Raw genomic sequence first — 22,698 nt, 5'->3', positions numbered from 1 at the left:
GACAGAGAATGTTTCGTAAAATCCTGATTGCAAATCGCGGTGAAATTGCCTGTCGTGTGATGGAAACAGCGCGGCGATTGGGGGTGCGCACTGTGGCCGTATATTCGGACGCTGATGCAGGTGCGAAACATGTCGAAATGGCGGATGAAGCCGTGCATATCGGTGGTTCGGCCCCAGCGGAAAGTTACCTGCGTGGGGATGTGATTATTCAGGCGGCGCTGGAGACTGGGGCCGAGGGGATACATCCGGGCTATGGGTTCTTGTCTGAAAATCCTGACTTTGTTGAAAGTGTTGCAGCAGCGGGGCTGATCTTTATCGGGCCGTCCGCCACCGCCATTCGTGCAATGGGTTTAAAAGACGCGGCTAAGGCATTGATGATAAAGGCAGGCGTTCCCGTTGTGCCGGGATATCATGGTCGTAATCAGGACCCTGCATTTTTAGCCGCCGAGGCGGATAAAATTGGCTACCCTGTGTTGATCAAAGCGGTCGCAGGTGGTGGCGGCAAAGGTATGCGCCTTGTCGAACGTGCTGAGGATTTCGCGACAGCATTGATCAGCGCGCAGGGCGAAGCGCAGACAGCCTTTGGCAATGCGGATTGCCTGATCGAGAAATTCATTACATCTCCGCGTCATATTGAGGTGCAGGTTTTTGGGGATGGCACGCAGGCCGTTCATTTGTTTGAGCGTGATTGTTCTTTGCAGCGTCGCCACCAAAAGGTGATCGAAGAGGCCCCGGCGCCGGGCATGACGGATGCCGTGCGCGATGCCATGGGGCAGGCTGGCGTCAAAGCGGCAGAGGCGATTGGCTATGCTGGGGCGGGTACGGTTGAATTCATTGTGGATGGTTCTGGGGGACTGCGCGCAGATGGATTTTGGTTCATGGAAATGAACACACGATTACAGGTCGAACATCCGGTGACTGAGGCGATCACTGGCGTTGATCTGGTTGAGTGGCAATTGCGTGTGGCTTCTGGTGGGCCGTTGCCATTGGAGCAGAAGGATCTCAGCATCAACGGTCATGCGTTTGAGGCGCGGTTGTATGCGGAAGATGTGCCAAAGGGGTTTTTGCCAGCGACGGGAACTTTGACTCATCTCGCGTTTCCAGATGATGCACGCGCAGACAGCGGCGTTCGAGCAGGTGATACAATTTCTCCGTTCTATGATCCGATGATTGCAAAGGTGATTGTCCATGGCGCGACACGCCGCGAAGCACTGAGCAAACTGGAAAACGCGCTAAGTGCAACGGAAGTTGCGGGGTCTGTGACCAATCTCGCGTTTTTGAAGGCGCTGACCCGTCATGAGGTGTTTGCAGCGGGTGATATGGATACGGGGCTGATTGATCGCGATTTAGACGTTTTGGCGGTCGATCCGATTGCGTGCAGCAAAACGCGGGCTTTGGCGGCGTTAGGCTTTGCCCGGTTATCGGGCGAAAATGCCCCCGATACCGGATTTTCCCTTTGGGGGAGCCCGCCGCAGACAGCTTCCTATGTATATAGGGGGGACATGTTAGAGGCGCGGATCGTGGCGCAATCACCGACATCGTTTACCGTGGAAATCGGCGAAACGGTCCATGCGTTGGAACGCACAGGATCTGTATGGTTTGTCGATGGCGCAAAGACGCGGGCAAAAGTTGTGTGTTTGGCTGGAAACGTAAGCGTCTTTTTCGGCAACTCCTACCATTTCGAAGGTTATGATCCGCTGGACCAGCAATCGTCTAAAGGTGGTAATAGTAATTTGATTGAGGCGCCGATGCCGGGTTTGGTCAAAGCGGTGTTTGCTGAGGTGGGTCAAAGCGTGAAAGAGGGTGATCGGCTTGCGGTTCTTGAGGCGATGAAGATGGAACACTCTTTATTAGCGGCACGCGATGGGGTTGTCGCCGAAGTTTTGACCAGCGAAGGCGCGCAGGTAGAGGCAGGTGCCGCACTTATCCAATTGGAGGAGGACGCATGATCAGGCTGCACCACGCACCGGATGCGCGGTCTATGCGGATCATTTGGCTGCTTGAGGAACTCGGTGTTGCCTATGAGCTGATCAGTCACAACTTTTTTGATAAGTCGATGCGCACAGAGGCGTTTCGCGGTCTTTCACCGGCTGGGCGCGTGCCAGCGTTAGAGATCGACGGGATCTCATTGGTTGAAAGTGGGGCGATGGTTGAAGTGCTGTGCGAACGCTTTCCCAACGCGGGATTGGGGCGGAGTTTCGGTGATGCTGAACGTATCGAATGGCTTGATTGGTTGCATTACGCCGAAACCATTGGGCAGCATTGCGCCAACCTGACCCAGAGTCACATTATGTTATATGAGGCTTGGATGCGCTCCCCAACAGTCATGAAGCTGGAGGCGGCGCGGCTTGCCAATACGCTAAAGCGGATTGAGGCCCAACTGTCCGACGGGCGGGACTGGCTGCTGAAAAGCGGTTTTAGCGCAGTGGATTGTGCAGTTGCCTATGGGATTTATGCCGGGACACATTTTGTAAAGCTTGACGCATTGCCCTTGACCAGCGCCTACTGGGAACGGTTCCAGGCGCGTTCTTCGTTTGGGGCGGCTTTGCCTCCTGTGGGGGCAGAGGTAATTTACAAACAAGATTTTTATGAGGTGCCGAATGACTGAAACTGTTGAAATCTTTGAAATGGGTCCACGCGATGGGCTACAGAACGAAAAAGGCAACATTTCCACAGCGCAAAAGGTTGCACTGGTGGATTTATTGTCTGACGCGGGATTTCGACGGATCGAGGTAGGGTCATTTGTTTCACCAAAATGGGTGCCGCAGATGGCGGACAGCGATGAGGTGTTTAGCGGGATAACGCGTAGACCTAATATCAGCTATGGTGCATTGACACCAAACCTAAAGGGATATGTGCGCGCTGTTGAAGCCGATGCCAGCGAAATTGCTATCTTTGGCTCTGCATCCGAAGGGTTTTCCAAAGCGAACCTAAATATGAGCATCGCTGAGAGCCTTGAGAAATTCGCGCCTATTATGGAAAAGGCGCGTCATATTGATATGCCAGTGCGCGGATATGTGTCCTGTGTCACCGATTGCCCGTTTGATGGGCCGACATCCCCAGACAAGGTGGCCGAGATCGCAGCAGAGCTTTTTGCGATGGGCTGTTACGAGGTGTCGTTGGGGGACACGTTGGGGCAGGGTACCCCTGACAGCATTTCAAAGATGTTGATTGCAGTTCTGAAAGAAATCCCGGCGCATCGCTTGGCTGGGCATTATCATGATACGGCGGGGCGTGCGCTTGATAATATTGATGCGTCTTTGGCGTTAGGGCTTAGAGTCTTTGATGCCGCTGTTGGTGGTCTAGGGGGCTGCCCCTATGCACCGGGTGCGGCGGGAAATGTCGCCACGGAAGAGGTCGCAGCGCATGTTGAGCGGCTTGGTTATAGCACCGGATTAGATATGACCGTTGTGAACCGCGCAGCGGAAATGGCGCGCGGAATGCGCAGCGCCTAAGGCAAAGGACATCTGATGTATAACACACTTAAGTTGGACCGCGACGCGCGCGGGGTGGTGACGCTGACTTTATCAAGACCTGAAAAGCACAACGCGCTTTCAGAAGAAATGCTGATCGAGTTAACCGATGCTGCCCAAGTGTTAGGGAGCGATAAAACCGTGCGGGTTGTGGTGTTGACCGGGGCTGGGAAAAGTTTCTGCGCGGGTGGCGATCTGAAGTGGATGCTAGATCAGGTTGAGGCAAATCCCGAAGAACGCATGAAAAAGGCGCGCAAATTGGCTGAGATGTTACAGGCGATGAATACGATGCCAAAGCCACTGATTGGGCGCGTGCAGGGGCAGGCCTTTGGCGGTGGTGTTGGCTTGATGTCTGTCTGTGACGTGGCCATATGCGTGCAGGGGGCGAAATTTGGCCTTACGGAAACGCGGCTTGGTTTGATTCCTGCGACGATCGGGCCGTATGTGATCGCCCGAATGGGTGAGGCCAAAGCGCGCCGAGTCTTTATGTCTGCGCGGATATTTGATGCGGATGAGGCCGTGTCGTTGGATTTGCTCTCTAAAGTGGTCGCAGTGGATGATCTGGATGCCGCTATTGAGGCCGAAGTTCTTCCGTATCTTTCCGTGGCACCGGAGGCTGTCGGGCGGGCGAAAGCTTTAGCGCGGGCGTTGGGGCCGCGAATAGACGATCAGATGATTGATCACACTGTCGCGGAACTGGCAGCCTGTTGGGATAACTCGGAATCAGCCGAAGGCATCAGCGCGTTTTTTGACAAACGAAAACCGGATTGGAAAGTTGACTGATTTAGTTGGTTAACGGCATTGAAAAAAAGGCGCAAAAAGATTTGCGCCTTTTTGATTCTGAAACCTTTCGCAATTAGCACAGGGTTATTGCTGTAACCGGAGTTTTTTCTTGTGCCTGATGTACCACATTGTCGATTTCCACTGTGTCTGACGCATTTTATCCCCGCCCATTTGGTTGACCCCGGCGAGCGGCGGGTTTAAACCGATCTAAGCTAAGGCAAGCGCATAGAACGCCACCCCAAGGAGCCACACGTGGAAGACCTTTTGAGAGAGTATCTCCCGATCCTCATTTTTCTGGGCATCGCTGTTGCATTAGGGATCGTATTGATCCTTGCGGCTGTTGTCCTCGCAGTTCGTAATCCCGATCCTGAGAAAGTAAGTGCCTATGAATGCGGTTTCAATGCATTCGATGACGCACGGATGAAATTTGATTCCCGATTCTATCTGGTAGCGATCCTTTTCATCATCTTCGATCTTGAGATTGCATTTTTGTTCCCTTGGGCTGTGGCCTTTGGTGATCTGAACCTCGTTGGGTTCTGGTCCATGATGGTGTTCCTCGCTGTTCTGACCATTGGCTTTGCCTACGAATGGAAGAAAGGGGCACTCGAATGGGAGTGATGACCGGCGCAAATACAGCTGGCGGCGACAAAGAAGTCGCGACCCAGGCCTTGAACCAAGAGTTGCAGGATAAAGGTTTTCTGCTGACTTCTACCGAAGATATGATCAACTGGGCCCGGACTGGATCGTTGCATTGGATGACCTTTGGTCTGGCATGCTGCGCGGTTGAAATGATGCATACCGCGATGCCACGCTACGACATGGAGCGGTTTGGTACTGCGCCACGTGCATCCCCCCGTCAGTCAGATTTGATGATCGTTGCGGGCACGCTGACCAATAAAATGGCCCCAGCGCTGCGCAAAGTTTACGACCAGATGCCAGAACCGCGCTATGTTCTGTCGATGGGGTCCTGTGCGAACGGTGGTGGGTATTATCACTACAGTTATTCTGTGGTGCGCGGATGTGACCGGATTGTTCCTGTGGATGTTTACGTTCCTGGGTGTCCTCCATCTGCTGAAGCACTGCTTTATGGCCTGTTGCAGCTGCAACGCAAAATCCGCCGTACTGGCACCATCGCAAGGTAAGGAAGACCATGTCTGACGCATTGCAAGAACTGGGCGCCTATATCGAGGCGAAGCAATCCGACGCTGTTTTGTCCACGTCCGTGGCGAATGGTGAATTAACCGTCGAAGTGACGCCAACGGCTTTGGTGTCCTTTGTTGAGTTTTTGAAGGTTGATGCGACCTGTCGGTTTTCAACAATGGTTGACTTGACCGCGGTTGATTATCCAACTCGTGAAAAACGCTACGATGTTGTTTATCATTTTCTATCTATGTACCAAAACCATCGTATTCGCGTACGGGCTGGTGTGCGTGATGATGAAATGGTGCCGTCGATCGTTGATGTTTATCCAGCTTCGAACTGGTTTGAACGCGAAGTTTTCGACATGTTTGGTATCATGTTCAAAGGTCACCCTGATCTCCGTCGTATTCTGACGGACTATGGGTTTCGTGGCCATCCGCTTCGCAAAGATTTTCCAACAACAGGTTATACCGAGGTTCGTTATGACGAAGCGCAAAAGCGTGTTGTGTATGAACCCGTAAGCTTGGTGCAGGAATATCGTCAGTTTGATTTCATGAGCCCATGGGAGGGTGCCGAATACATTCTTCCGGGTGATGAAAAGTCTGAGGCTAAAGGGTAATTCATGGAGCAAACGACGCTCATGTATGGAATAGGCGCAACGAAAGCGGGGACCAGTTGGCTCTACCGTTATCTTGCGTCACATCCTGAGTGCCGTTTGCCGGCCCTGAAAGAATTGCATTATTTTCACATGCTGAATGCGCAAAACTTTTCTGGTGCTGCAGACCGTTTGAATGCAGCACGTTTGCGGTTAGCAGAACGCAAAGCTGTGCATGGTGCCGATCGTAAGTGGCATTTTGTGCGGCGTGAGCGTTTGCTGAACGAATGGGAAACCGTGATCAACGATGCTGGTAATGATCCGATGAAATATACGCGGTTCATGGAACACGTCGGCGAAAACCGTGCGCTCACTGCGGATATCAGCCCGTCTTATGCGCTGCTACCGCCAGCCGTGTTGCGTTTGATGGCAAATTTAACGCCTATGACGCGTTTTGTGTACCTGTTGCGTGATCCGGTTGAACGGTTGTGGTCGAACGTCAAAATGGATGCTGGACGCACGGCGCACGGACTGCCTGCAAAGTTGGTTGCACGGATTTTGTCTGGCGAAAAAACAGAACCGTTGTTGCGCTCAGGTTACGCAGACACATTTTCCCGGCTTGATGCCGGGATTGGTCGGGATAAGCTTTGGGTTGGTTTTTTTGAAAACCTTTTCTCGGATGAAAGCATAGCAAAGCTTTGCGCATTTCTGGGGATTTCCCATTTTTCCGGCGATTACAAAAATAAGGTGCATTCAGGTGCACCACAGAAGATAGACGATGAAACTCGCGGTGCTTTTCAGCGCCTGCTGGCCCCGCAATACGCGTTTGTGGAAGATCGCTTTGGTGATCTACCCGATGCATGGAAACAGAATATGGTAAGGGTGTAGAACTGATGGATGGCACCAAATTTGATGACGCCCAAACGGGTGAGCAGAAAATCAGGAACTTTAACATCAACTTCGGACCTCAGCACCCGGCTGCGCACGGCGTGTTGCGTTTGGTGCTTGAGCTGGACGGCGAGATCGTAGAACGGTGTGATCCTCACATTGGGCTTTTACACCGCGGTACCGAAAAATTGATGGAAAGCCGCACTTATCTGCAAAACCTGCCGTATTTTGACCGGTTGGATTACGTGGCCCCGATGAACCAAGAACATGCTTGGTGCTTGGCGATTGAAAAGCTGACCGGAACTGTTGTTCCGCGTCGCGCATCGCTGATCCGGGTATTGTTTTGCGAAATTGGCCGTATCTTGAATCACATCCTGAACGTCACCACACAGGCGATGGACGTTGGCGCGCTGACGCCGCCGCTGTGGGGCTTTGAGGAACGTGAAAAGCTGATGGTGTTTTATGAACGTGCCTGCGGTGCACGCCTACACGCCAACTATTTCCGTCCGGGTGGGGTGCATCAGGACCTGCCGGATGAGTTGATCGATGACATCGAAGAATGGGCTATCGATTTCCCGAAGATGTTGAAAGACATCGATGAGTTGTTGACCGAGAACCGGATTTTCAAGCAGCGTAACGTTGATATTGGCATCATCACCGAACAGGATGCTTTGGACTGGGGTTTCTCAGGCGTGATGGTACGCGGGTCCGGCATGGCGTGGGATTTGCGCCGCAGCCAACCTTATGAATGCTACGATGAATTTGATTTTCAAATTCCTGTGGGCAAAAACGGTGATTGCTATGATCGCTATTTGTGCCGGATGCAGGAAATGAGTGAAAGCCTGAAGATCATCCGCCAAGCCATTGTTAAACTTCGTGAAGCAACAGGTGACGTTATGTCCCGAGGTAAGATTACCCCGCCAAAACGCGGTGATATGAAGACCTCAATGGAAAGCCTGATCCACCACTTTAAACTTTATACCGAAGGTTTCCACGTGCCTGCTGGCGAAATTTACGCTGCAGTTGAGGCTCCTAAGGGAGAATTTGGCGTCTACCTTGTGGCGGATGGCACGAATAAACCGTACCGCAGCAAAATTCGCGCGCCGGGCTTTTTGCACCTGCAAGCGATGGATTTTGTCGCGACTGGACACCAATTGGCCGATGTGGCCGCGATTATCGGGACGATGGATGTCGTCTTTGGGGAGATTGACCGCTAATGTTGCGCCGTTTGCACCATACCCAACCCGAAAGTTTTGAATTCACCCCTGCAAATCTTGCTTGGGCTGAAGGTCAGATTTCTAAGTATCCTGAGGGACGTCAGGCTTCTGCTGTGATTCCGCTATTGTGGCGTGCGCAGGAACAAGAAGGCTGGATTTCCCGCGCTGCGATTGAAGTGATCGCAAAAATGCTCGACATGGCGCAAATTCGCGTGCTAGAGGTAACGTCGTTTTATTTCATGTTCCAGATGCAGCCTGTTGGGTCTGTGGCAAACTTTCAGATTTGCGGCACGACGTCCTGCATGATTTGCGGTGCCGAAGATTTGGTCGCAGTTTGCAAAGAAAAAATCGCGCCTAAGCCACATATGTTGTCAGAAGACGGTAAATTCAGCTGGGAAGAAGTTGAATGCCTAGGCGCGTGTACAAATGCCCCGATGGCGCAGATCGGCAAAGATTTCTATGAAGATCTGACGGCTGAGCGTTTTTCCGAAATCATTGACGAATTGGCAGCGGGCCAAGTTCCTGTTCCGGGTCCTCAGAATGGTCGTTATGCGGCGGAACCTCTATCCGGTCTAACGTCATTGACCGAATTCGAAAGCGGCCGTGCGCAATACAACGCATCTGCGCAGCTTGCTGTGGATTTGGGCGATACTGTGAAACGTATTGACGGAACCGAAGTGCCTTTGTTGACACCATGGTTGACCGCAAAATCCGAAGAACCTAAGGCAACGAAAAAGCCTGCTGCAAAGAAAGCAGCACCTAAGAAAGCTGCTGCTTCTGCGCCAAAGGCAGAGCCTACAGAGGATGCAGGAGATGTTGCCGAAGCTGCACCAGAGACACTCACCGCCGCGCGTGATGGTGGCGCAGATGATTTGAAAAAGCTCAAAGGCGTTGGTCCTAAACTTGAGGGCGTGCTGAACGAACTTGGCTTCTTCCACTTTGATCAAGTTGCGGCATGGGGCCCTGCAGAAATTGCTTGGGTTGATGCACGTCTGTCTTTCAAAGGTCGGATCGAACGTGATGGTTGGGTCGAACAGGCCAAACAATTGGCCGAAGGCGGCGAGACAGCGTTTTCGAAAAAAGTAGATAAAGGCGGCGTTTATTAAACGCGGTAGCAATAGGATGTTTGGAATGATGAACGCAACACTGCAAGACCTTCTGAATACTTTGAAAGAGGCAGCGTCAAACATTGCGAGTTCTCTCGCAGGGCCTCAATCAACGCCTATTCGTGTTCGTGTGGAACGTGACGACGAAAATAGGGCGTGTTTTCTGAACCAAACCAAGAGGTTTAAATGACACGCAGCCCAGATGACGAAAAGGCTCTCGCGCGGCAGGCGCGGTTGGTGTCTTTTGTCATCGCCGGAACGATGCTGTTCTGGATGGGCGCACAATGGGTTGGCGGGAAACTGGGGCTTGATCCCAAATATGTGTTTCTCGCGGATCTCGCAGCCATTGCCGGATTTTTCTGGGCCTTGGTTGTTACGTATCAAATCTGGCGCAAGCGCCGGGACAGTTAAGAGAAGACCGGGCCTTGGCCGGGTGAATGAAGGAAGACGAGATGCTGAAGGATCAAGACCGGATCTTTACCAATCTCTACGGTATGCACGATCGTAGCCTTGCGGGTGCGCGCAAACGTGGACATTGGGACAGAACAGCCGAGTTCATTAAGAACGGCCGCGACTGGATTGTGGATCAAGCCAAAGCCTCTGGTCTTCGGGGCCGTGGCGGCGCGGGTTTCCCGACCGGGCTGAAATGGTCCTTTATGCCAAAAGAAACCGATGGGCGTCCTGCCTATCTCGTGATCAATGCAGATGAATCCGAACCGGGTACATGCAAAGACCGCGAAATTATGCGACACGACCCGCATACCTTGATCGAAGGGGCTCTGCTCGCCTCCTTCGCGATGGGTGCGCATGCGTGCTACATCTATATTCGCGGCGAATTCATTCGCGAACGCGAAGCGCTGCAAGCGGCGATTGATGAATGTTATGACGCGGGTCTGTTGGGCAAAAACGCCTGCAAATCTGGTTGGGATTTTGACCTATATCTGCACCACGGGGCAGGGGCCTATATTTGCGGTGAAGAAACTGCATTGCTCGAAAGCCTTGAAGGTAAAAAAGGCATGCCGCGGATGAAGCCACCATTCCCGGCAGGTGCTGGCCTTTATGGCTGCCCAACGACTGTGAACAATGTTGAATCGATTGCGGTTGTGCCAACGATTTTGCGTCGCGGTCCTGATTGGTTCAGTTCGTTCGGTCGCCCGAATAACGCGGGTACGAAACTGTTCGGGATTTCCGGCCACGTGAACAACCCATGTGTTGTTGAAGAAGAGATGTCTATTCCACTGCGGGAACTGCTGGACCGCCATTGTGGTGGTATTCGCGGCGGTTGGGACAATCTGAAAGCGGTTATTCCTGGCGGGTCATCAGTGCCGATGCTGCCCAAAGATATCTGCGAAGATGCGATCATGGATTTTGATTGGCTGCGCGAACAGCGTTCTGGTTTAGGGACTGCTGCGGTGATTGTCATGGATCAGTCCACCGATGTGATCAAAGCGATCTGGCGTCTTTCAAAGTTCTATAAACACGAAAGCTGTGGTCAGTGTACGCCGTGTCGTGAAGGCACAGGCTGGATGATGCGCGTGATGGATCGTCTGGTTACCGGTGACGCTGAAATCGAAGAAATCGATATGCTGTTGTCTGTGACCAAACAGGTCGAAGGCCACACCATTTGTGCGCTTGGTGATGCGGCTGCTTGGCCAATTCAAGGGCTTGTGCGTCACTTCCGTGAAGAGATCGAAGATCGGATTAAGGCTAAAAAGACGGGCCGCGTTTCTGCGGCGCTGGCGGCTGAATGATGATGAGAACTCGCATCATATCTATGGTTGCAGCGACCTGTTTATCATCCCAAGCATGGGGTGAAGGGATCGCCGATGTGGACGGTGTCACCAATGGGTTGATCACCGCTGGCATCGTCGAAACCATTGACGATACTTGTACGACAATCAGCGTGCGCAAAATTCGCGGATTGTTATATTTGCGGTCGCTTTACAACATGGCATCGAATGCTGGTTTTGAACACGCTGAAATCGAAGCCTACGTCGACGACGAAGATGAAGAAGCCCGGCTGCGTGCGCGGGCGGATGCTTGGCTTGCTTCCGAAGGAGCAGTGACAGGCGATGAAGAAAGCTACTGCGCCGTTGGCCGCGATCATATTGCGCGTGCCACCCAAATTGGCGTTTTACTGAGAGCGGAATGAAACATGAGTGATCTACGCAAAATCATCATTGACGACCAAGAGGTCGAAGTCGATCCGGCGATGACCCTCATTCAGGCCTGCGAAGAGGCCGGTGTGGAAATCCCACGTTTTTGTTACCATGAACGCCTGACCATCGCTGGCAACTGCCGCATGTGTCTGGTTGAAGTTGTAGGCGGCCCGCCAAAGCCCGCCGCATCTTGTGCGATGCAGGTCAAAGATTTGCGCCCGGGTCCAGAAGGTCAGCCGCCAGTTGTTAAGACTAATTCGCCAATGGTGAAAAAGGCCCGCGAAGGTGTGATGGAGTTTATGCTCATCAATCACCCGCTGGATTGCCCGATTTGTGACCAAGGTGGCGAATGTGATCTTCAGGATCAGGCGATGGCCTATGGTATTTCTGATACCCGCTTCAAAGAGCCAAAGCGTGCGGTGGACGATCTCGATTTAGGACCGCTTGTCTCAACAACGATGACACGCTGTATTTCCTGTACGCGTTGTGTACGTTTCACAACGGAAATCGCTGGTATCACCCAGATGGGTCAAACGGGCCGCGGTGAAGATGCAGAAATCGCGAGCTATCTGAACGAAACATTGGATAGCAACCTTCAGGGGAACATCATTGATTTGTGTCCCGTTGGTGCGCTGACCTCTAAACCTTATGCGTTTACAGCGCGCCCTTGGGAATTGACCAAAACGGAAACCATCGACGTGATGGATGCGCTTGGGTCAAACATCCGGGTGGATACCAAAGGCCGTGAAGTAAAACGCATCATGCCACGTAACAATGACGGCGTGAACGAAGAATGGATTTCAGACAAAACCCGTTTTGTTTGGGATGGTCTGCGTCGTCAACGTCTTGATCGCCCGTATGTGCGTGAAAACGGCAAGTTGCGCCCATCTAATTGGGGCGAAGCGCTTGGCGTTGCTGCAAATGCAATGAAAGGCAAAAAAGTAACCGGATTGATCGGGGATCTTGCCCCGGTTGAGGCTGCGTTTGCTTTGAAAGGTTTGGTTGAGGGGCTTGGCGGTTCTGTTGAATGCCGCACGGATAACAGTAAACTTCCAGCTGGAAACCGATCCGGTTACGTAGGCACTGCATCCATTGAGGATATTGATACCGCCCAAGCGATTATGTTGATCGGTACCAATCCACGTGTTGAGGCACCTGTACTGAATGCACGTATCCGCAAAGCCTGGCTCGCGGGTGCCAAAGTTGGTGTTGTGGGTGAAGCCGCTGATCTAACCTATGAATATTTCCACTTAGGCACGGGCCGCGATGATCTGAAAAAGATCGCGGATAACCCCGGCGCAGACGCAATCGGCAAAGACACTATTGTGATCGTTGGCCAAGGTGCGCTGAACGAAGCTGACGGCGAGGCTGTATTGGCCCACGCAATGAAGTTTGCTGAGGCAACAGAATCTAAATTCTTGGTTCTCCATACCGCAGCGAGCCGTGTTGGCGCGATGGACATCAATGCAACGACTGAGGGCGGTTTGACCGCAGCGTTGGACAGTGCTGAAGTTGTCTACAATCTAGGTGCTGACGAAGTTGAAATCGCGGCTGGTGCTTTTGTGATCTATCAAGGGTCTCACGGCGATCGCGGCGCGCATCGTGCGGATGTGATCCTGCCGGGCGCGGCCTATACCGAAGAGCAAGGCCTGTTTGTAAACACCGAGGGCCGCCCACAATTGGCCATGCGTGCGGCATTTGCACCGGGCGAAGCCAAAGAAAACTGGGCGATTTTGCGGGCGCTGTCTGCGGAACTTGATGCAACATTGCCATATGATTCATTGGCTCAGTTGCGTACGGCTTTGATTGAAGCAGCTCCTCAATTGGCGGGCGTCGATCAGGTTGCTGAAAATGAGTGGGTTCCTGTGGGACTTCGCGATTTGGGCAAAGCTGATTTCCGCAATGCGGTCGCTGATTTCTATCTGACCAACCCAATCACGCGGGCGTCTCAGCTGATGGCGGAACTTTCTGCAAATGCAAAGGCGCGCGCATCTGCGCCGATGGCGGCTGAATAATGAAATTGAACCTGTTCCATAAAATCACAGCCGGGATCGTCCTTTTGGGCGGGTTGTCAGCATGTGAGCCCGTTGATCGGGCGGAACAATCCGCGTTTTCCCCGGAATATTTGGGGATCGAAACGCAGCTTTTGCAAGGTGATCTGGTTGGATTTCAGGTCGCTATGAAAGGCGCCCGCGACAATCAAGATGTCGTGGATTATGCCGCTTGTGCGGCAGCACAGTACACGTTGATCCGTGGTTACGGATTTGCGCGTCATGTGCGTACGAATGTAGGAATAGAGGCTGGCGTTTGGCGGGGGGATGCTGTTTATACCATCTCGTCGGCGCTACCACGTGGATCTGCTACAATTGACGCTGAAGTCATTGTTGCACATTGCGTGGAAACAAGAATACCGACGGTGTAGGACCTATGGCAGAATTTCTTTCCACCCCCCTCGGGACATTTATCCTGATCGTAGCGCAAAGCCTCGCGGTTGTTGCCTTTGTTATGATCTCGTTGTTGTTCCTTGTATATGGCGACCGTAAAATCTGGGCAGCTGTCCAAATGCGTCGTGGTCCGAACGTTGTGGGGGTCTTTGGCCTGCTGCAATCGGTGGCGGACGCTTTGAAATACGTTGTGAAAGAGGTCGTCGTGCCCGCAGGGGCCGATAAACCGGTATTTTTCCTTGCGCCGATTACGTCTTTTGTTCTGGCGATGATCGCTTGGGCGGTGATCCCATTTAACGACGGTTGGGTTCTATCAGATATCAACGTTGCAATCCTTTATGTTTTTGCTGTGTCTTCCTTGGAAGTTTACGGCGTGATCATGGGCGGTTGGGCGTCGAACTCAAAATACCCGTTCCTGGGGTCTTTGCGTTCCGCGGCACAGATGATTTCTTATGAGGTCTCCATCGGATTGATCATCATCGGGATTATCATTTCAACTGGATCACTGAATTTTGGCGATATCGTTCGCGCGCAAGATGGCGATTACGGCTTCTTTAGCTGGTATTGGTTGCCGCATTTCCCAATGGTGTTCTTGTTCTTTATTTCTGCTCTGGCGGAAACAAACCGCCCACCGTTCGATTTGCCTGAAGCAGAATCTGAACTGGTTGCTGGTTATCAAGTTGAATATTCATCAACGCCATTCCTGTTGTTTATGGCTGGGGAATACATCGCGATCTTCCTCATGTGCGCTTTGACCACTTTGCTGTTCTTTGGCGGTTGGTTGTCACCTATTCCGGGGTTGCCTGACGGCGTTCTGTGGATGGTCGGTAAAATGGCGTTCTTCTTCTTCATCTTTGCAATGGTGAAGGCGATTACACCGCGCTACCGCTATGACCAATTGATGCGTATCGGTTGGAAAGTCTTCCTGCCATTGTCACTGCTTTGGGTTGTGATCGTTTCGTTCCTAGCGTTTTACGATAAAGAAACAGACGCCTTTGGTGGTGCATATTTCCGCGGTGAAATTTCACAGCAAATGTCAGAAGAAGTGGAGGGTTAATCATGGCTTTTGATTATACACGTTCGATCAAGTACTTTTTTCTGGCTGATTTTGCCAAAGGGTTTCAACTGGGGCTGCGTTATTTCTTTGCGCCAAAGGCCACGTTAAACTACCCACATGAAAAAGGCCCGCTAAGCCCCCGTTTTCGTGGAGAACATGCGTTGCGGCGCTATCCAAATGGCGAAGAACGTTGCATCGCATGCAAGCTGTGCGAAGCGATTTGCCCTGCACAGGCGATCACCATTGATGCGGAACCTCGCGAAGATGGATCACGCCGCACGACGCGTTACGATATCGACATGACCAAATGCATTTACTGTGGTTTCTGCCAAGAAGCCTGCCCGGTGGATGCGGTTGTTGAGGGTCCGAATTTCGAATTTGCCACCGAAACCCGCGAAGAGCTATTCTACGATAAAGAAAAGCTCTTGGATAATGGTGCCCGTTGGGAAGCAGAAATTGCCCGCAATCTTGAGTTGGATGCGCCGTACAGATGACGGATTTTTCAAAACTCTTTCAGACGATGATGGAACAGGGCCAAGATATGGCCCGGACCTTCGCGCCTGAGTTGGAGAAATTCCAGCCAAAGGGTTTTGAGGATCTTATGCCAACGATGTCTAAGAATTTCTTGGATATGGCGTTTGGAAATACCTTCAATCGCGAAGGGCTGGACAGTAAAACCCGGCTCTTGGTGATTATCGCTGGTTTAACCGTCACCGGTTCGGTGGTGGAAAGCCAGATGAAACTAAGCATAAAGCACGCGCTAGAGGCGGGTGCGACCAAGCGTGAGATCGCCGAAGTGATCCACCAAATGACGATGTTTGGCGGTCTACCCGCCGCAACAAAAGCGCTGGATATCGCAGAAGGCGTTTTTGAGGACCATGAGGAGAAGAGCGAATGACAGTTGCTGCTTTCGCGTTTTACGTATTTGCCATTACGGTGGTGACATCCGGCCTGTTTGTGGTCGTGTCCAAAAACCCAGTGCATTCCGTGCTGTGGTTGATCCTATCTTTCCTAAGCTCGGCAGGTTTGTTCGTGCTGCTGGGGGCTGAATTTGTGGCAATGCTGCTGGTGATCGTCTATGTCGGCGCGGTTGCGGTGTTGTTCCTCTTTGTGGTGATGATGCTGGATGTTGATTTTGCCGAACTCAAAGGTGAGATGGCAAAGTACGTGCCTATTGCTGGATTGATCGGTGTCGTATTGTTGATGCAGCTGACAATGGTTTTGGGCGTTTGGGAATTTGCAGATGGGGCGACTGACCTACGTGCGGCTGTCGCACCGGCTATTGAGGACGTGCAAAACACGCGCGCGCTCGGCAATTTGATTTATGACGATTACATCTATTTGTTCCAAGCCTCAGGTCTGATCCTGTTGGTGGCGATGATTGGTGCGATTGTTCTAACGTTGCGCCATCGCCCAGATGTAAAACGCCAAAACGTGGTTGCTCAGATGCATCGTGACCCCGCCAAGGCTATGGAAATTATCGACGTAAAACCGGGACAGGGCCTTTGAACGCCTGGCTGATCATCGGAATGGCGATGATCGGTTTTGGCCTCGCGGCCAGATACTACCGGAAAAAGAACGAAAAAGACGAGACGAGAGACAAGGACTGAGAGAGAAATGATCGGATTGGAACATTACCTGACGGTGGCAGCGGCGCTGTTCGTCATCGGGATTTTCGGGCTCTTCCTGAACCGCAAAAACGTGATTGTCATATTGATGTCGATCGAGTTGATGCTGTTGAGCGTCAATATCAACCTTGTGGCTTTTTCAAGCTTCTTGGGCGATCTCGTTGGGCAAGTCTTCACATTATTTGTACTTACCGTAGCGGCCGCAGAAGCCGCCATCGGGCTAGCAATCCTCGTTTGCTTCTTCCGTAACCGCGGCACTATCGCGGTTGAAGATGTCAACGTGATGAAAGGGTAAGCGAGCATGGAAACCACTATTCTCTTTGCACCGCTTGTTGGTGCGCTCCTGGCCGGGTTTGGCTGGCGGGTGATCGGCGAAACGGGGGCGATGGTTTTGACGACCGCGCTTTTGTTTTTGGCCGCTGCCCTCAGCTGGATCGTGTTTCTAGGATTTGACGGGGAAACCCGCATTATCGAAATCGCGACCTGGATCCAATCCGGGAGCCTCGACACCAGTTGGGCTATTCGTTTAGACCGTCTGACTGCAACCATGTTGATTGTTGTCACCACGGTATCGAGCCTCGTGCACCTTTATTCCTTTGGCTACATGGATAAAGACCCGCAGTGGAAAGAAGGCGAAAGCTACAAGCCACGCTTTTTCGCGTATCTGTCATTCTTTACCTTTACTATGCTGATGCTGGTGACTTCTGATAACCTTGTTCAGATGTTCTTTGGCTGGGAAGGTGTGGGTATCGCGTCTTATCTGTTGATCGGTTTTTATTACCGTAAACCAACCGCCAATGCTGCCGCGATGAAAGCGTTCGTTGTGAACCGTGTTGGTGACTTTGGTTTTGCGCTTGGTATCTTTGGTCTGTTCTACATGACCGACAGCATCAATTTCGAACAAGTGTTTGCTGCGGCACCTCATTTGGCCGAAAGCAACATCAGCTTCCTCTGGACTGAATGGAACGCGGCGAACTTGCTGGCTTTCCTTTTGTTCATCGGCGCAATGGGTAAATCAGCGCAGTTGTTCCTGCACACTTGGTTGCCAGACGCGATGGAGGGCCCGACACCAGTTTCGGCATTGATCCACGCGGCGACCATGGTTACCGCAGGCGTTTTCCTTGTGTGTCGTATGTCACCGTTGATGGAATACGCACCGGGCGCAACCGCGTTTATCGTTGTTGTTGGCGCGACCACTGCGTTTTTCGCGGCGACTGTTGGCTTGGTGCAAAACGACATCAAGCGCGTGATTGCTTATTCAACCTGTTCGCAGCTTGGCTATATGTTCGTTGCTGCGGGTGTTGGCGTTTATTCCGCCGCGATGTTCCATCTTCTGACACACGCGTTCTTTAAGGCGATGTTGTTCTTGGGGGCGGGGTCTGTCATTCACGCAATGCACCACGAACAAGATATGCGGAATTACGGTGGTCTGCGGAAGAAAATCCCATTCACCTTTGCAATGATGATGATTGGTACATTGGCGATTACCGGTGTCGGTATTCCGCTGACGACGATTGGTTTTGCTGGGTTCTTGTCTAAGGACGCAATCATCGAAAGCGCGTGGGGTGCACATTCTGCAGTAGGAAACTACGCCTTCTGGATGCTGGTTATTGCGGCTCTGATGACGTCTTTCTACAGCTGGCGTTTGATGTTCATGACTTTCTACGGCAAAGCCCGCGGTGATGCACATACCCATGATCATGCACACGAAAGCCCGATGGTTATGCTAATCCCACTTGGTGTTCTTTCGCTCGGTGCGGTGTTCTCAGGTATGCTTTGGTTTAGCTCATTCTTTGGAACGCACGAACAGGTCAACGACTTCTTTGGTATTCCACAACACGAAGTTGCTGCGGATGCTGGACATGGCGAAGATACCGGACACGGTGACGACACGGGCCACGGCGAAGCGGAAACTGGACATGGCGACGACGCGACGGATGCCCATGGCGAAGCGGTTGTGGCCGATGCAGGTCACGGCGATGGGCATGAAGGTGCGCCAGTTGGCGCTATCTTCATGCACCCGGACAACCATACTCTTGATAATGCGCACCACGCGCCAAATTGGGTAAAGGTTTCTCCGTTCGTTGCGATGCTGATTGGTTTCATCACGGCATATTGGTTCTATATCGTGAACCCATCTCTGCCGGGGCGTTTGGCCAAATCTCAGGCACCTGCCTATAACTTCATCTACAACAAATGGTACTTTGACGAACTTTATGACTTTGTCTTTGTACGCGGAGCCAAAGCGTTGGGCCGCTTCTTATGGAAAAAAGGCGATACAGCTATTATCGACGGTTCTATCAATGGCGTAGCAATGGGGATTATCCCGTTTTTTACACGCCTCGCGGGTCGGGCGCAGTCTGGCTATTTATTCCACTATGCATTTGCCATGGTGATCGGGATTGTTGTCCTTATCACATGGATGTCACTCAGCGGAGGGGCTGAATAGCATGGATATCCTTCTTTCCATCGTCACTTTTATTCCGCTCGTTGCGGCGTCTATTCTTGCTGTTTTCCTTCGCGGGAACGAAAAATCTGATCAGAACAACGCGAAGTGGGTAGCACTGTTGGCGACCACAGCGACGTTTTTGATGTCCCTGTTTATCCTGTCTGGATTTGATCCTGAAAACACCGGGTTCCAATTTGTTGAGGAACGCGACTGGATTATGGGGTTAAGTTACCGCATGGGCGTTGATGGGATCAGCGTTTTGTTTGTGATGCTGACCACGTTCTTAATGCCGTTGGTTATCTTGTCTTGCTGGAAGATTGAGACGCGCGTCAAAGAATACATGATCGCATTGTTGGTTTTGGAAACCTTAATGATCGGTGTGTTCTGCGCTCTTGATCTTGTGTTGTTCTATCTGTTCTTTGAGGCAGGCCTGATCCCCATGTTCCTGATTATCGGGATTTGGGGCGGGCAAAACCGCATCTACGCTGCATTCAAATTCTTCCTCTATACTTTCATCGGTTCTGTTTTGATGCTTGTTGCGATGGTGACGATGTATCTCGACGCCGGAACAAGCTGTATTGGTGGTTGCGACATTAGCCTGCTGTCACATCAATTCGGATCTGAAACTATGTCTTTGATGGGGTATCAGATTGTCGGTGGTTTGCAGTCGCTGCTCTGGCTGGCTTTCTTTGCCTCCTTCGCGGTCAAAATGCCGATGTGGCCGGTACACACCTGGTTGCCAGACGCACACGTTCAGGCGCCAACTGCGGGTTCGGTCATTCTGGCGGCTGTTTTGTTGAAAATGGGGGGCTATGGTTTCCTGCGCTTCTCATTGCCAATGTTCCCGGTCGCATCTGATCTATTTGCACCGCTGGTGTTCTGGATGTCTGCGATTGCGATCATCTACACCTCTTTGGTTGCACTTGTTCAAACGGACATGAAAAAACTGATCGCTTATTCCTCTGTTGCCCACATGGGGTATGTGACGATGGGGATTTTTGCTGCGAACCAACAGGGTATTGATGGTGCGATATTCCAGATGATTAGCCACGGCTTTATCTCTGGTGCATTGTTCCTATGTGTTGGGGTCATCTATGACCGGATGCACACACGCGAAATCGACGCTTACGGTGGATTGGTGAACCGGATGCCGGCCTATGCGCTTGTGTTCATGTTTTTCACGATGGCGAATGTTGGTTTGCCGGGGACTTCGGGCTTTATCGGTGAATTCCTTGTGCTTATGGGTGTTTTCCAAGTCAATACTTGGGTCGCAATGTTCGCAACGACCGGCGTGATCCTGTCCGCGGCCTATGCGCTGTGGCTCTATCGTCGCGTGGTAATGGGCGATTTGGTAAAAGAGGCGCTTGCGTCAATCACCGAAATGAACGCACGCGAAAAAGCGATTTTTGCGCCGCTTATCATCATGACGCTTCTACTTGGGGTTTACCCTGTGTTGGTAACCGATTTGATCGGCCCATCTGTCGAAGCGCTTATTCATAACTATCAGGCTGCACTTCCTATGATGGAAACTGTAGCCGAAGCAGCCTCACATTAAAGGTGGTCCGATGATCTCTTCTGATATCTCCACAGTTCTTCCCGAGATCGTGCTTGCGGTCTTTGCGATGGGGGCACTTATCTTTGCGGTCTACACACGCAAGGACGCGTTGGCACCGACGGTGCTTTGGGCTACGGCGGCAGCGTTTGTCGGCGTCGCGGTTTGGATCGGCGCTGCGGGAGGGGACGCAAATGTCGCCTTTGGCGGTGCGTTTATCGACGATGCCTTTTCACGTTATGCGAAGGTCATAATCCTTTTGTCAGCAGCAGCGATCTTGCTGATGAGCCAAGATTACATGACAAAACGCGGACTGATGCACTTTGAATATCCTGTTTTGATTACCCTCGCGGTTATCGGGATGATGATGATGGTATCCGCTGGCGATCTGATGGCGCTTTATGTTGGGCTAGAGCTACAGTCGCTTTCGCTATATGTTGTTGCGTCTTTGCGCCGCGATAGCGTGAAATCTACAGAGGCTGGCCTGAAGTATTTCGTACTTGGTGCGCTTTCATCTGGTTTGCTGTTGTATGGTGCGTCGTTGACATATGGTTTTGCAGGAACAACTGTATTTTCCGGCATTATCTCAACAATCGAACATGGGCACATGTCTATTGGCCTGTTGTTCGGCTTGGTCTTCATTGTGACAGGTTTGGCGTTCAAAGTGTCTGCTGTACCGTTCCATATGTGGACACCCGATGTTTATGAAGGTTCACCAACACCAGTTACCGCGTTTTTCGCAACGGCTCCAAAGGTTGCGGCGATGGGCCTGTTTGCACGGGTTTTGCATGATGCGTTTGGGGCAGGCACCGCTGATTGGACGCAGATCATCGCGCTGCTATCAGTTGCCTCTATGTTCTGGGGCGCCATCGCTGCGATCGGCCAGAAAGACATCAAACGTCTTATGGCGTATTCATCGATTGCCCACATGGGTTTTGCATTGATGGGGCTTGCTGCTGGTACAGAATACGGTGTTCAGGCGATGTTGGTATACATGGCGATTTACGTGACCATGAATATCGGAACATTTGCGTTTATCCTGTCTCTTGAAAAGGATGGGCAGCCGGTCTCTGATATTGCAGCGTTACACCAATATGCAAAAGCAGAGCCAAAACGCGCCTTGGCGATGCTCATCTTATTGTTCAGCCTTGCGGGTGTCCCACCGTTTATCGGCTTCTTTGGTAAACTCTATGTTTTGAATGCAGCGGTTTCAGCAGACATGACATGGTTGGCAATCGCGGGTGTGATCGCATCTGTTATTGGTGCGTTCTATTACTTGCGCCTCGTTTACTTCATGTACTTTGGCGAAGAAGGCGACGCTCTTGATAAACCATCAGCCCCAATTCTTTGGGTGTTCTTGATGGGATCTGCAGCTGTTGTTGTGCTTGGGGCATTTAACCTCTTTGGAATCGAAGCCCTAGCTGTTCAAGCGGCGGAAGCTCTTGTTCGCTGATCTTACCTGGCCTGAGGGCGTTGGTCGTCGCATTCTAAACGAAGTCGATAGCACCAACGCCGAAGCCCAACGTCTGGCCCCCACGCTCGCGGGGCCAGAATGGATTCTGGCCCATGTCCAAACTCAGGGGCGTGGACGTCGGGGCAGAGGGTGGTTCAACCCCGTCGGAAACTTTACTGCAACGCTTGTGATGCGCCCAACTGGGGCACCTGATCAAGTTGCATTGCGATCTTTTGTTGCCTCTCTCGCACTATGGGATGCATTTGTTGCGGCTACGGGACGAACCGAACCCTTTGCGCTAAAATGGCCTAACGATGTTTTGCTTAATGGTGGAAAAGTTGCCGGAATTTTGCTGGAAAGTGCTGGCAATGCATCTGGACTTAGCTATTTCTGTATCGGAATAGGCGTGAACCTCGCAGTTGCCCCCAAACGGGATCAGGTCGAGGCAGGTGCGGTGGGGCCTGTCGATTTAGGGTCTGAAACTGGGGCACGGATTTCACCAGAGGATTTTTTGGATTTACTTGCCCCGGCATATGCCCAGTGGGAGCATCAATTTGTCACCTATGGCTTTGGCCCTATTCGCGAGGCCTGGCTTGCGCGTGCAGCCCGTTTGGGCGACGTTATTACAGCTCGGACAATGAGAGATGAAACAGTCGGTACATTTGAAACTATTGATGATGCCGGAAACCTTGTTTTGAAAACGACTGCAGGCCGCCAGAGCATCGCGGCCGCGGAAGTGTTTTTCTAGGGGAAA

The 22,698-nt window shown here is 51.9% G+C and carries 24 protein-coding genes; all 24 read left to right on the top strand.

What is annotated here, in order from left to right; genetic code table 11:
* Positions 1-8: 8 nt before the first annotated feature.
* Positions 9-1,949 carry an acetyl-CoA carboxylase biotin carboxylase subunit gene (locus tag G9C99_RS02765; protein ID WP_166415911.1) on the top strand — a complete coding sequence of 647 codons (1,941 nt, stop codon included), beginning with the start codon at positions 9-11 and terminating at the stop codon, positions 1,947-1,949.
* The gene (locus tag G9C99_RS02760) at positions 1,946-2,608 is read left to right on the top strand and encodes a glutathione S-transferase family protein (RefSeq protein WP_166415910.1); all 663 of its coding nucleotides are present in this window, start codon (positions 1,946-1,948) and stop codon (positions 2,606-2,608) included. Before G9C99_RS02765 ends, G9C99_RS02760 begins: the two co-directional genes overlap by 4 nt.
* Positions 2,601-3,455, top strand: a complete 855-nt coding sequence (locus G9C99_RS02755; protein ID WP_166415909.1) for a hydroxymethylglutaryl-CoA lyase — start codon at positions 2,601-2,603, stop codon at positions 3,453-3,455. Before G9C99_RS02760 ends, G9C99_RS02755 begins: the two co-directional genes overlap by 8 nt.
* Positions 3,456-3,470: 15 nt before the next feature.
* Positions 3,471-4,256, top strand: coding sequence for a crotonase/enoyl-CoA hydratase family protein (locus G9C99_RS02750; RefSeq protein WP_166415908.1), 786 nt, complete (start codon positions 3,471-3,473; stop codon positions 4,254-4,256).
* Positions 4,257-4,508: 252 nt separating this feature from the next.
* Positions 4,509-4,874 (top strand): NADH-quinone oxidoreductase subunit A, encoded by a 366-nt coding sequence (locus tag G9C99_RS02745; protein WP_166415907.1) that lies wholly within the window; start codon positions 4,509-4,511, stop codon positions 4,872-4,874.
* The gene (locus tag G9C99_RS02740) at positions 4,865-5,398 is read left to right on the top strand and encodes a NuoB/complex I 20 kDa subunit family protein (protein ID WP_205859815.1); all 534 of its coding nucleotides are present in this window, start codon (positions 4,865-4,867) and stop codon (positions 5,396-5,398) included. The genes G9C99_RS02745 and G9C99_RS02740 overlap by 10 nt, the downstream gene beginning before the upstream one ends.
* A gap of 8 nt (positions 5,399-5,406) precedes the next feature.
* Positions 5,407-6,015, top strand: a complete 609-nt coding sequence (locus tag G9C99_RS02735; protein WP_166415906.1) for an NADH-quinone oxidoreductase subunit C — start codon at positions 5,407-5,409, stop codon at positions 6,013-6,015.
* Between the two features lie 3 nt (positions 6,016-6,018).
* On the top strand, positions 6,019-6,879 hold the full coding sequence (locus G9C99_RS02730; protein WP_166415905.1) for a sulfotransferase: 861 nt from the start codon (positions 6,019-6,021) through the stop codon (positions 6,877-6,879).
* 5 nt (positions 6,880-6,884) lie between these two features.
* Complete coding sequence (locus G9C99_RS02725) at positions 6,885-8,096, top strand: NADH-quinone oxidoreductase subunit D (RefSeq protein ID WP_166415904.1); 1,212 nt, start codon at positions 6,885-6,887, stop codon at positions 8,094-8,096.
* Entirely contained in the window at positions 8,096-9,202 is a 1,107-nt protein-coding gene (gene nuoE / locus G9C99_RS02720) for an NADH-quinone oxidoreductase subunit NuoE (protein WP_166415903.1), read from the top strand. The genes G9C99_RS02725 and nuoE overlap by 1 nt, the downstream gene beginning before the upstream one ends.
* A 186-nt stretch (positions 9,203-9,388) precedes the next feature.
* The gene (locus tag G9C99_RS02715; RefSeq protein WP_166415902.1) at positions 9,389-9,613 is read left to right on the top strand and encodes a DUF5337 domain-containing protein; all 225 of its coding nucleotides are present in this window, start codon (positions 9,389-9,391) and stop codon (positions 9,611-9,613) included.
* Positions 9,614-9,654: 41 nt separating this feature from the next.
* Positions 9,655-10,953, top strand: coding sequence for an NADH-quinone oxidoreductase subunit NuoF (gene nuoF, locus G9C99_RS02710; protein WP_166415901.1), 1,299 nt, complete (start codon positions 9,655-9,657; stop codon positions 10,951-10,953).
* Entirely contained in the window at positions 10,950-11,354 is a 405-nt protein-coding gene (locus G9C99_RS02705) for a DUF5333 domain-containing protein (RefSeq protein ID WP_166415900.1), read from the top strand. Before nuoF ends, G9C99_RS02705 begins: the two co-directional genes overlap by 4 nt.
* Before the next feature lie 3 nt (positions 11,355-11,357).
* A complete protein-coding gene (gene nuoG, locus G9C99_RS02700) occupies positions 11,358-13,376 on the top strand; it encodes an NADH-quinone oxidoreductase subunit NuoG (protein WP_166415899.1) in 2,019 nt (672 codons plus the stop codon).
* The gene (locus tag G9C99_RS02695; protein ID WP_168713235.1) at positions 13,376-13,783 is read left to right on the top strand and encodes a hypothetical protein; all 408 of its coding nucleotides are present in this window, start codon (positions 13,376-13,378) and stop codon (positions 13,781-13,783) included. Before nuoG ends, G9C99_RS02695 begins: the two co-directional genes overlap by 1 nt.
* A 5-nt stretch (positions 13,784-13,788) precedes the next feature.
* Positions 13,789-14,862, top strand: a complete 1,074-nt coding sequence (nuoH, locus tag G9C99_RS02690; RefSeq protein ID WP_166415898.1) for an NADH-quinone oxidoreductase subunit NuoH — start codon at positions 13,789-13,791, stop codon at positions 14,860-14,862.
* A 2-nt stretch (positions 14,863-14,864) separates the two neighbouring features.
* A complete protein-coding gene (gene nuoI, locus G9C99_RS02685) occupies positions 14,865-15,356 on the top strand; it encodes an NADH-quinone oxidoreductase subunit NuoI (protein WP_168713234.1) in 492 nt (163 codons plus the stop codon).
* Positions 15,353-15,760 (top strand): carboxymuconolactone decarboxylase family protein, encoded by a 408-nt coding sequence (locus G9C99_RS02680; protein WP_166415897.1) that lies wholly within the window; start codon positions 15,353-15,355, stop codon positions 15,758-15,760. Before nuoI ends, G9C99_RS02680 begins: the two co-directional genes overlap by 4 nt.
* A complete protein-coding gene (locus tag G9C99_RS02675; RefSeq protein WP_166415896.1) occupies positions 15,757-16,371 on the top strand; it encodes an NADH-quinone oxidoreductase subunit J in 615 nt (204 codons plus the stop codon). Before G9C99_RS02680 ends, G9C99_RS02675 begins: the two co-directional genes overlap by 4 nt.
* 108 nt (positions 16,372-16,479) lie before the next feature.
* The gene (nuoK, locus tag G9C99_RS02670; RefSeq protein ID WP_166415895.1) at positions 16,480-16,785 is read left to right on the top strand and encodes an NADH-quinone oxidoreductase subunit NuoK; all 306 of its coding nucleotides are present in this window, start codon (positions 16,480-16,482) and stop codon (positions 16,783-16,785) included.
* 6 nt (positions 16,786-16,791) lie between these two features.
* Positions 16,792-18,939, top strand: a complete 2,148-nt coding sequence (gene nuoL / locus G9C99_RS02665; protein ID WP_166415894.1) for an NADH-quinone oxidoreductase subunit L — start codon at positions 16,792-16,794, stop codon at positions 18,937-18,939.
* A 1-nt stretch (position 18,940) separates the two neighbouring features.
* On the top strand, positions 18,941-20,494 hold the full coding sequence (locus tag G9C99_RS02660; protein WP_166415893.1) for an NADH-quinone oxidoreductase subunit M: 1,554 nt from the start codon (positions 18,941-18,943) through the stop codon (positions 20,492-20,494).
* A gap of 10 nt (positions 20,495-20,504) precedes the next feature.
* Complete coding sequence (gene nuoN, locus G9C99_RS02655; protein ID WP_166415892.1) at positions 20,505-21,944, top strand: NADH-quinone oxidoreductase subunit NuoN; 1,440 nt, start codon at positions 20,505-20,507, stop codon at positions 21,942-21,944.
* Positions 21,934-22,692: a biotin--[acetyl-CoA-carboxylase] ligase gene (locus G9C99_RS02650; protein WP_166415891.1), complete on the top strand. Its 759-nt coding sequence runs from the start codon at positions 21,934-21,936 to the stop codon at positions 22,690-22,692. The genes nuoN and G9C99_RS02650 overlap by 11 nt, the downstream gene beginning before the upstream one ends.
* Positions 22,693-22,698 lie beyond the last annotated feature (6 nt).

Source organism: Cochlodiniinecator piscidefendens, assembly GCF_011326755.1.
Lineage (GTDB): Bacteria > Pseudomonadota > Alphaproteobacteria > Rhodobacterales > Rhodobacteraceae > Cochlodiniinecator > Cochlodiniinecator piscidefendens.
The sequence above is the reverse complement of the archived record's forward strand: the minus strand, read 5'-3'. Positions and strand labels throughout refer to the sequence as shown.

Coding starts and splice junctions, on each gene's coding strand:
- G9C99_RS02765 (WP_166415911.1), top strand. CDS start 9: ATGTTTCGTAAAATCCTGATTGCAAATCGCGGTGAAATTGCCTGTCGT.
- G9C99_RS02760 (WP_166415910.1), top strand. CDS start 1,946: ATGATCAGGCTGCACCACGCACCGGATGCGCGGTCTATGCGGATCATT.
- G9C99_RS02755 (WP_166415909.1), top strand. CDS start 2,601: ATGACTGAAACTGTTGAAATCTTTGAAATGGGTCCACGCGATGGGCTA.
- G9C99_RS02750 (WP_166415908.1), top strand. CDS start 3,471: ATGTATAACACACTTAAGTTGGACCGCGACGCGCGCGGGGTGGTGACG.
- G9C99_RS02740 (WP_205859815.1), top strand. CDS start 4,865: ATGGGAGTGATGACCGGCGCAAATACAGCTGGCGGCGACAAAGAAGTC.
- G9C99_RS02735 (WP_166415906.1), top strand. CDS start 5,407: ATGTCTGACGCATTGCAAGAACTGGGCGCCTATATCGAGGCGAAGCAA.
- G9C99_RS02730 (WP_166415905.1), top strand. CDS start 6,019: ATGGAGCAAACGACGCTCATGTATGGAATAGGCGCAACGAAAGCGGGG.
- G9C99_RS02725 (WP_166415904.1), top strand. CDS start 6,885: ATGGATGGCACCAAATTTGATGACGCCCAAACGGGTGAGCAGAAAATC.
- nuoE (WP_166415903.1), top strand. CDS start 8,096: ATGTTGCGCCGTTTGCACCATACCCAACCCGAAAGTTTTGAATTCACC.
- G9C99_RS02715 (WP_166415902.1), top strand. CDS start 9,389: ATGACACGCAGCCCAGATGACGAAAAGGCTCTCGCGCGGCAGGCGCGG.
- nuoF (WP_166415901.1), top strand. CDS start 9,655: ATGCTGAAGGATCAAGACCGGATCTTTACCAATCTCTACGGTATGCAC.
- G9C99_RS02705 (WP_166415900.1), top strand. CDS start 10,950: ATGATGATGAGAACTCGCATCATATCTATGGTTGCAGCGACCTGTTTA.
- nuoG (WP_166415899.1), top strand. CDS start 11,358: ATGAGTGATCTACGCAAAATCATCATTGACGACCAAGAGGTCGAAGTC.
- G9C99_RS02695 (WP_168713235.1), top strand. CDS start 13,376: ATGAAATTGAACCTGTTCCATAAAATCACAGCCGGGATCGTCCTTTTG.
- nuoH (WP_166415898.1), top strand. CDS start 13,789: ATGGCAGAATTTCTTTCCACCCCCCTCGGGACATTTATCCTGATCGTA.
- nuoI (WP_168713234.1), top strand. CDS start 14,865: ATGGCTTTTGATTATACACGTTCGATCAAGTACTTTTTTCTGGCTGAT.
- G9C99_RS02680 (WP_166415897.1), top strand. CDS start 15,353: ATGACGGATTTTTCAAAACTCTTTCAGACGATGATGGAACAGGGCCAA.
- G9C99_RS02675 (WP_166415896.1), top strand. CDS start 15,757: ATGACAGTTGCTGCTTTCGCGTTTTACGTATTTGCCATTACGGTGGTG.
- nuoK (WP_166415895.1), top strand. CDS start 16,480: ATGATCGGATTGGAACATTACCTGACGGTGGCAGCGGCGCTGTTCGTC.
- nuoL (WP_166415894.1), top strand. CDS start 16,792: ATGGAAACCACTATTCTCTTTGCACCGCTTGTTGGTGCGCTCCTGGCC.
- G9C99_RS02660 (WP_166415893.1), top strand. CDS start 18,941: ATGGATATCCTTCTTTCCATCGTCACTTTTATTCCGCTCGTTGCGGCG.
- nuoN (WP_166415892.1), top strand. CDS start 20,505: ATGATCTCTTCTGATATCTCCACAGTTCTTCCCGAGATCGTGCTTGCG.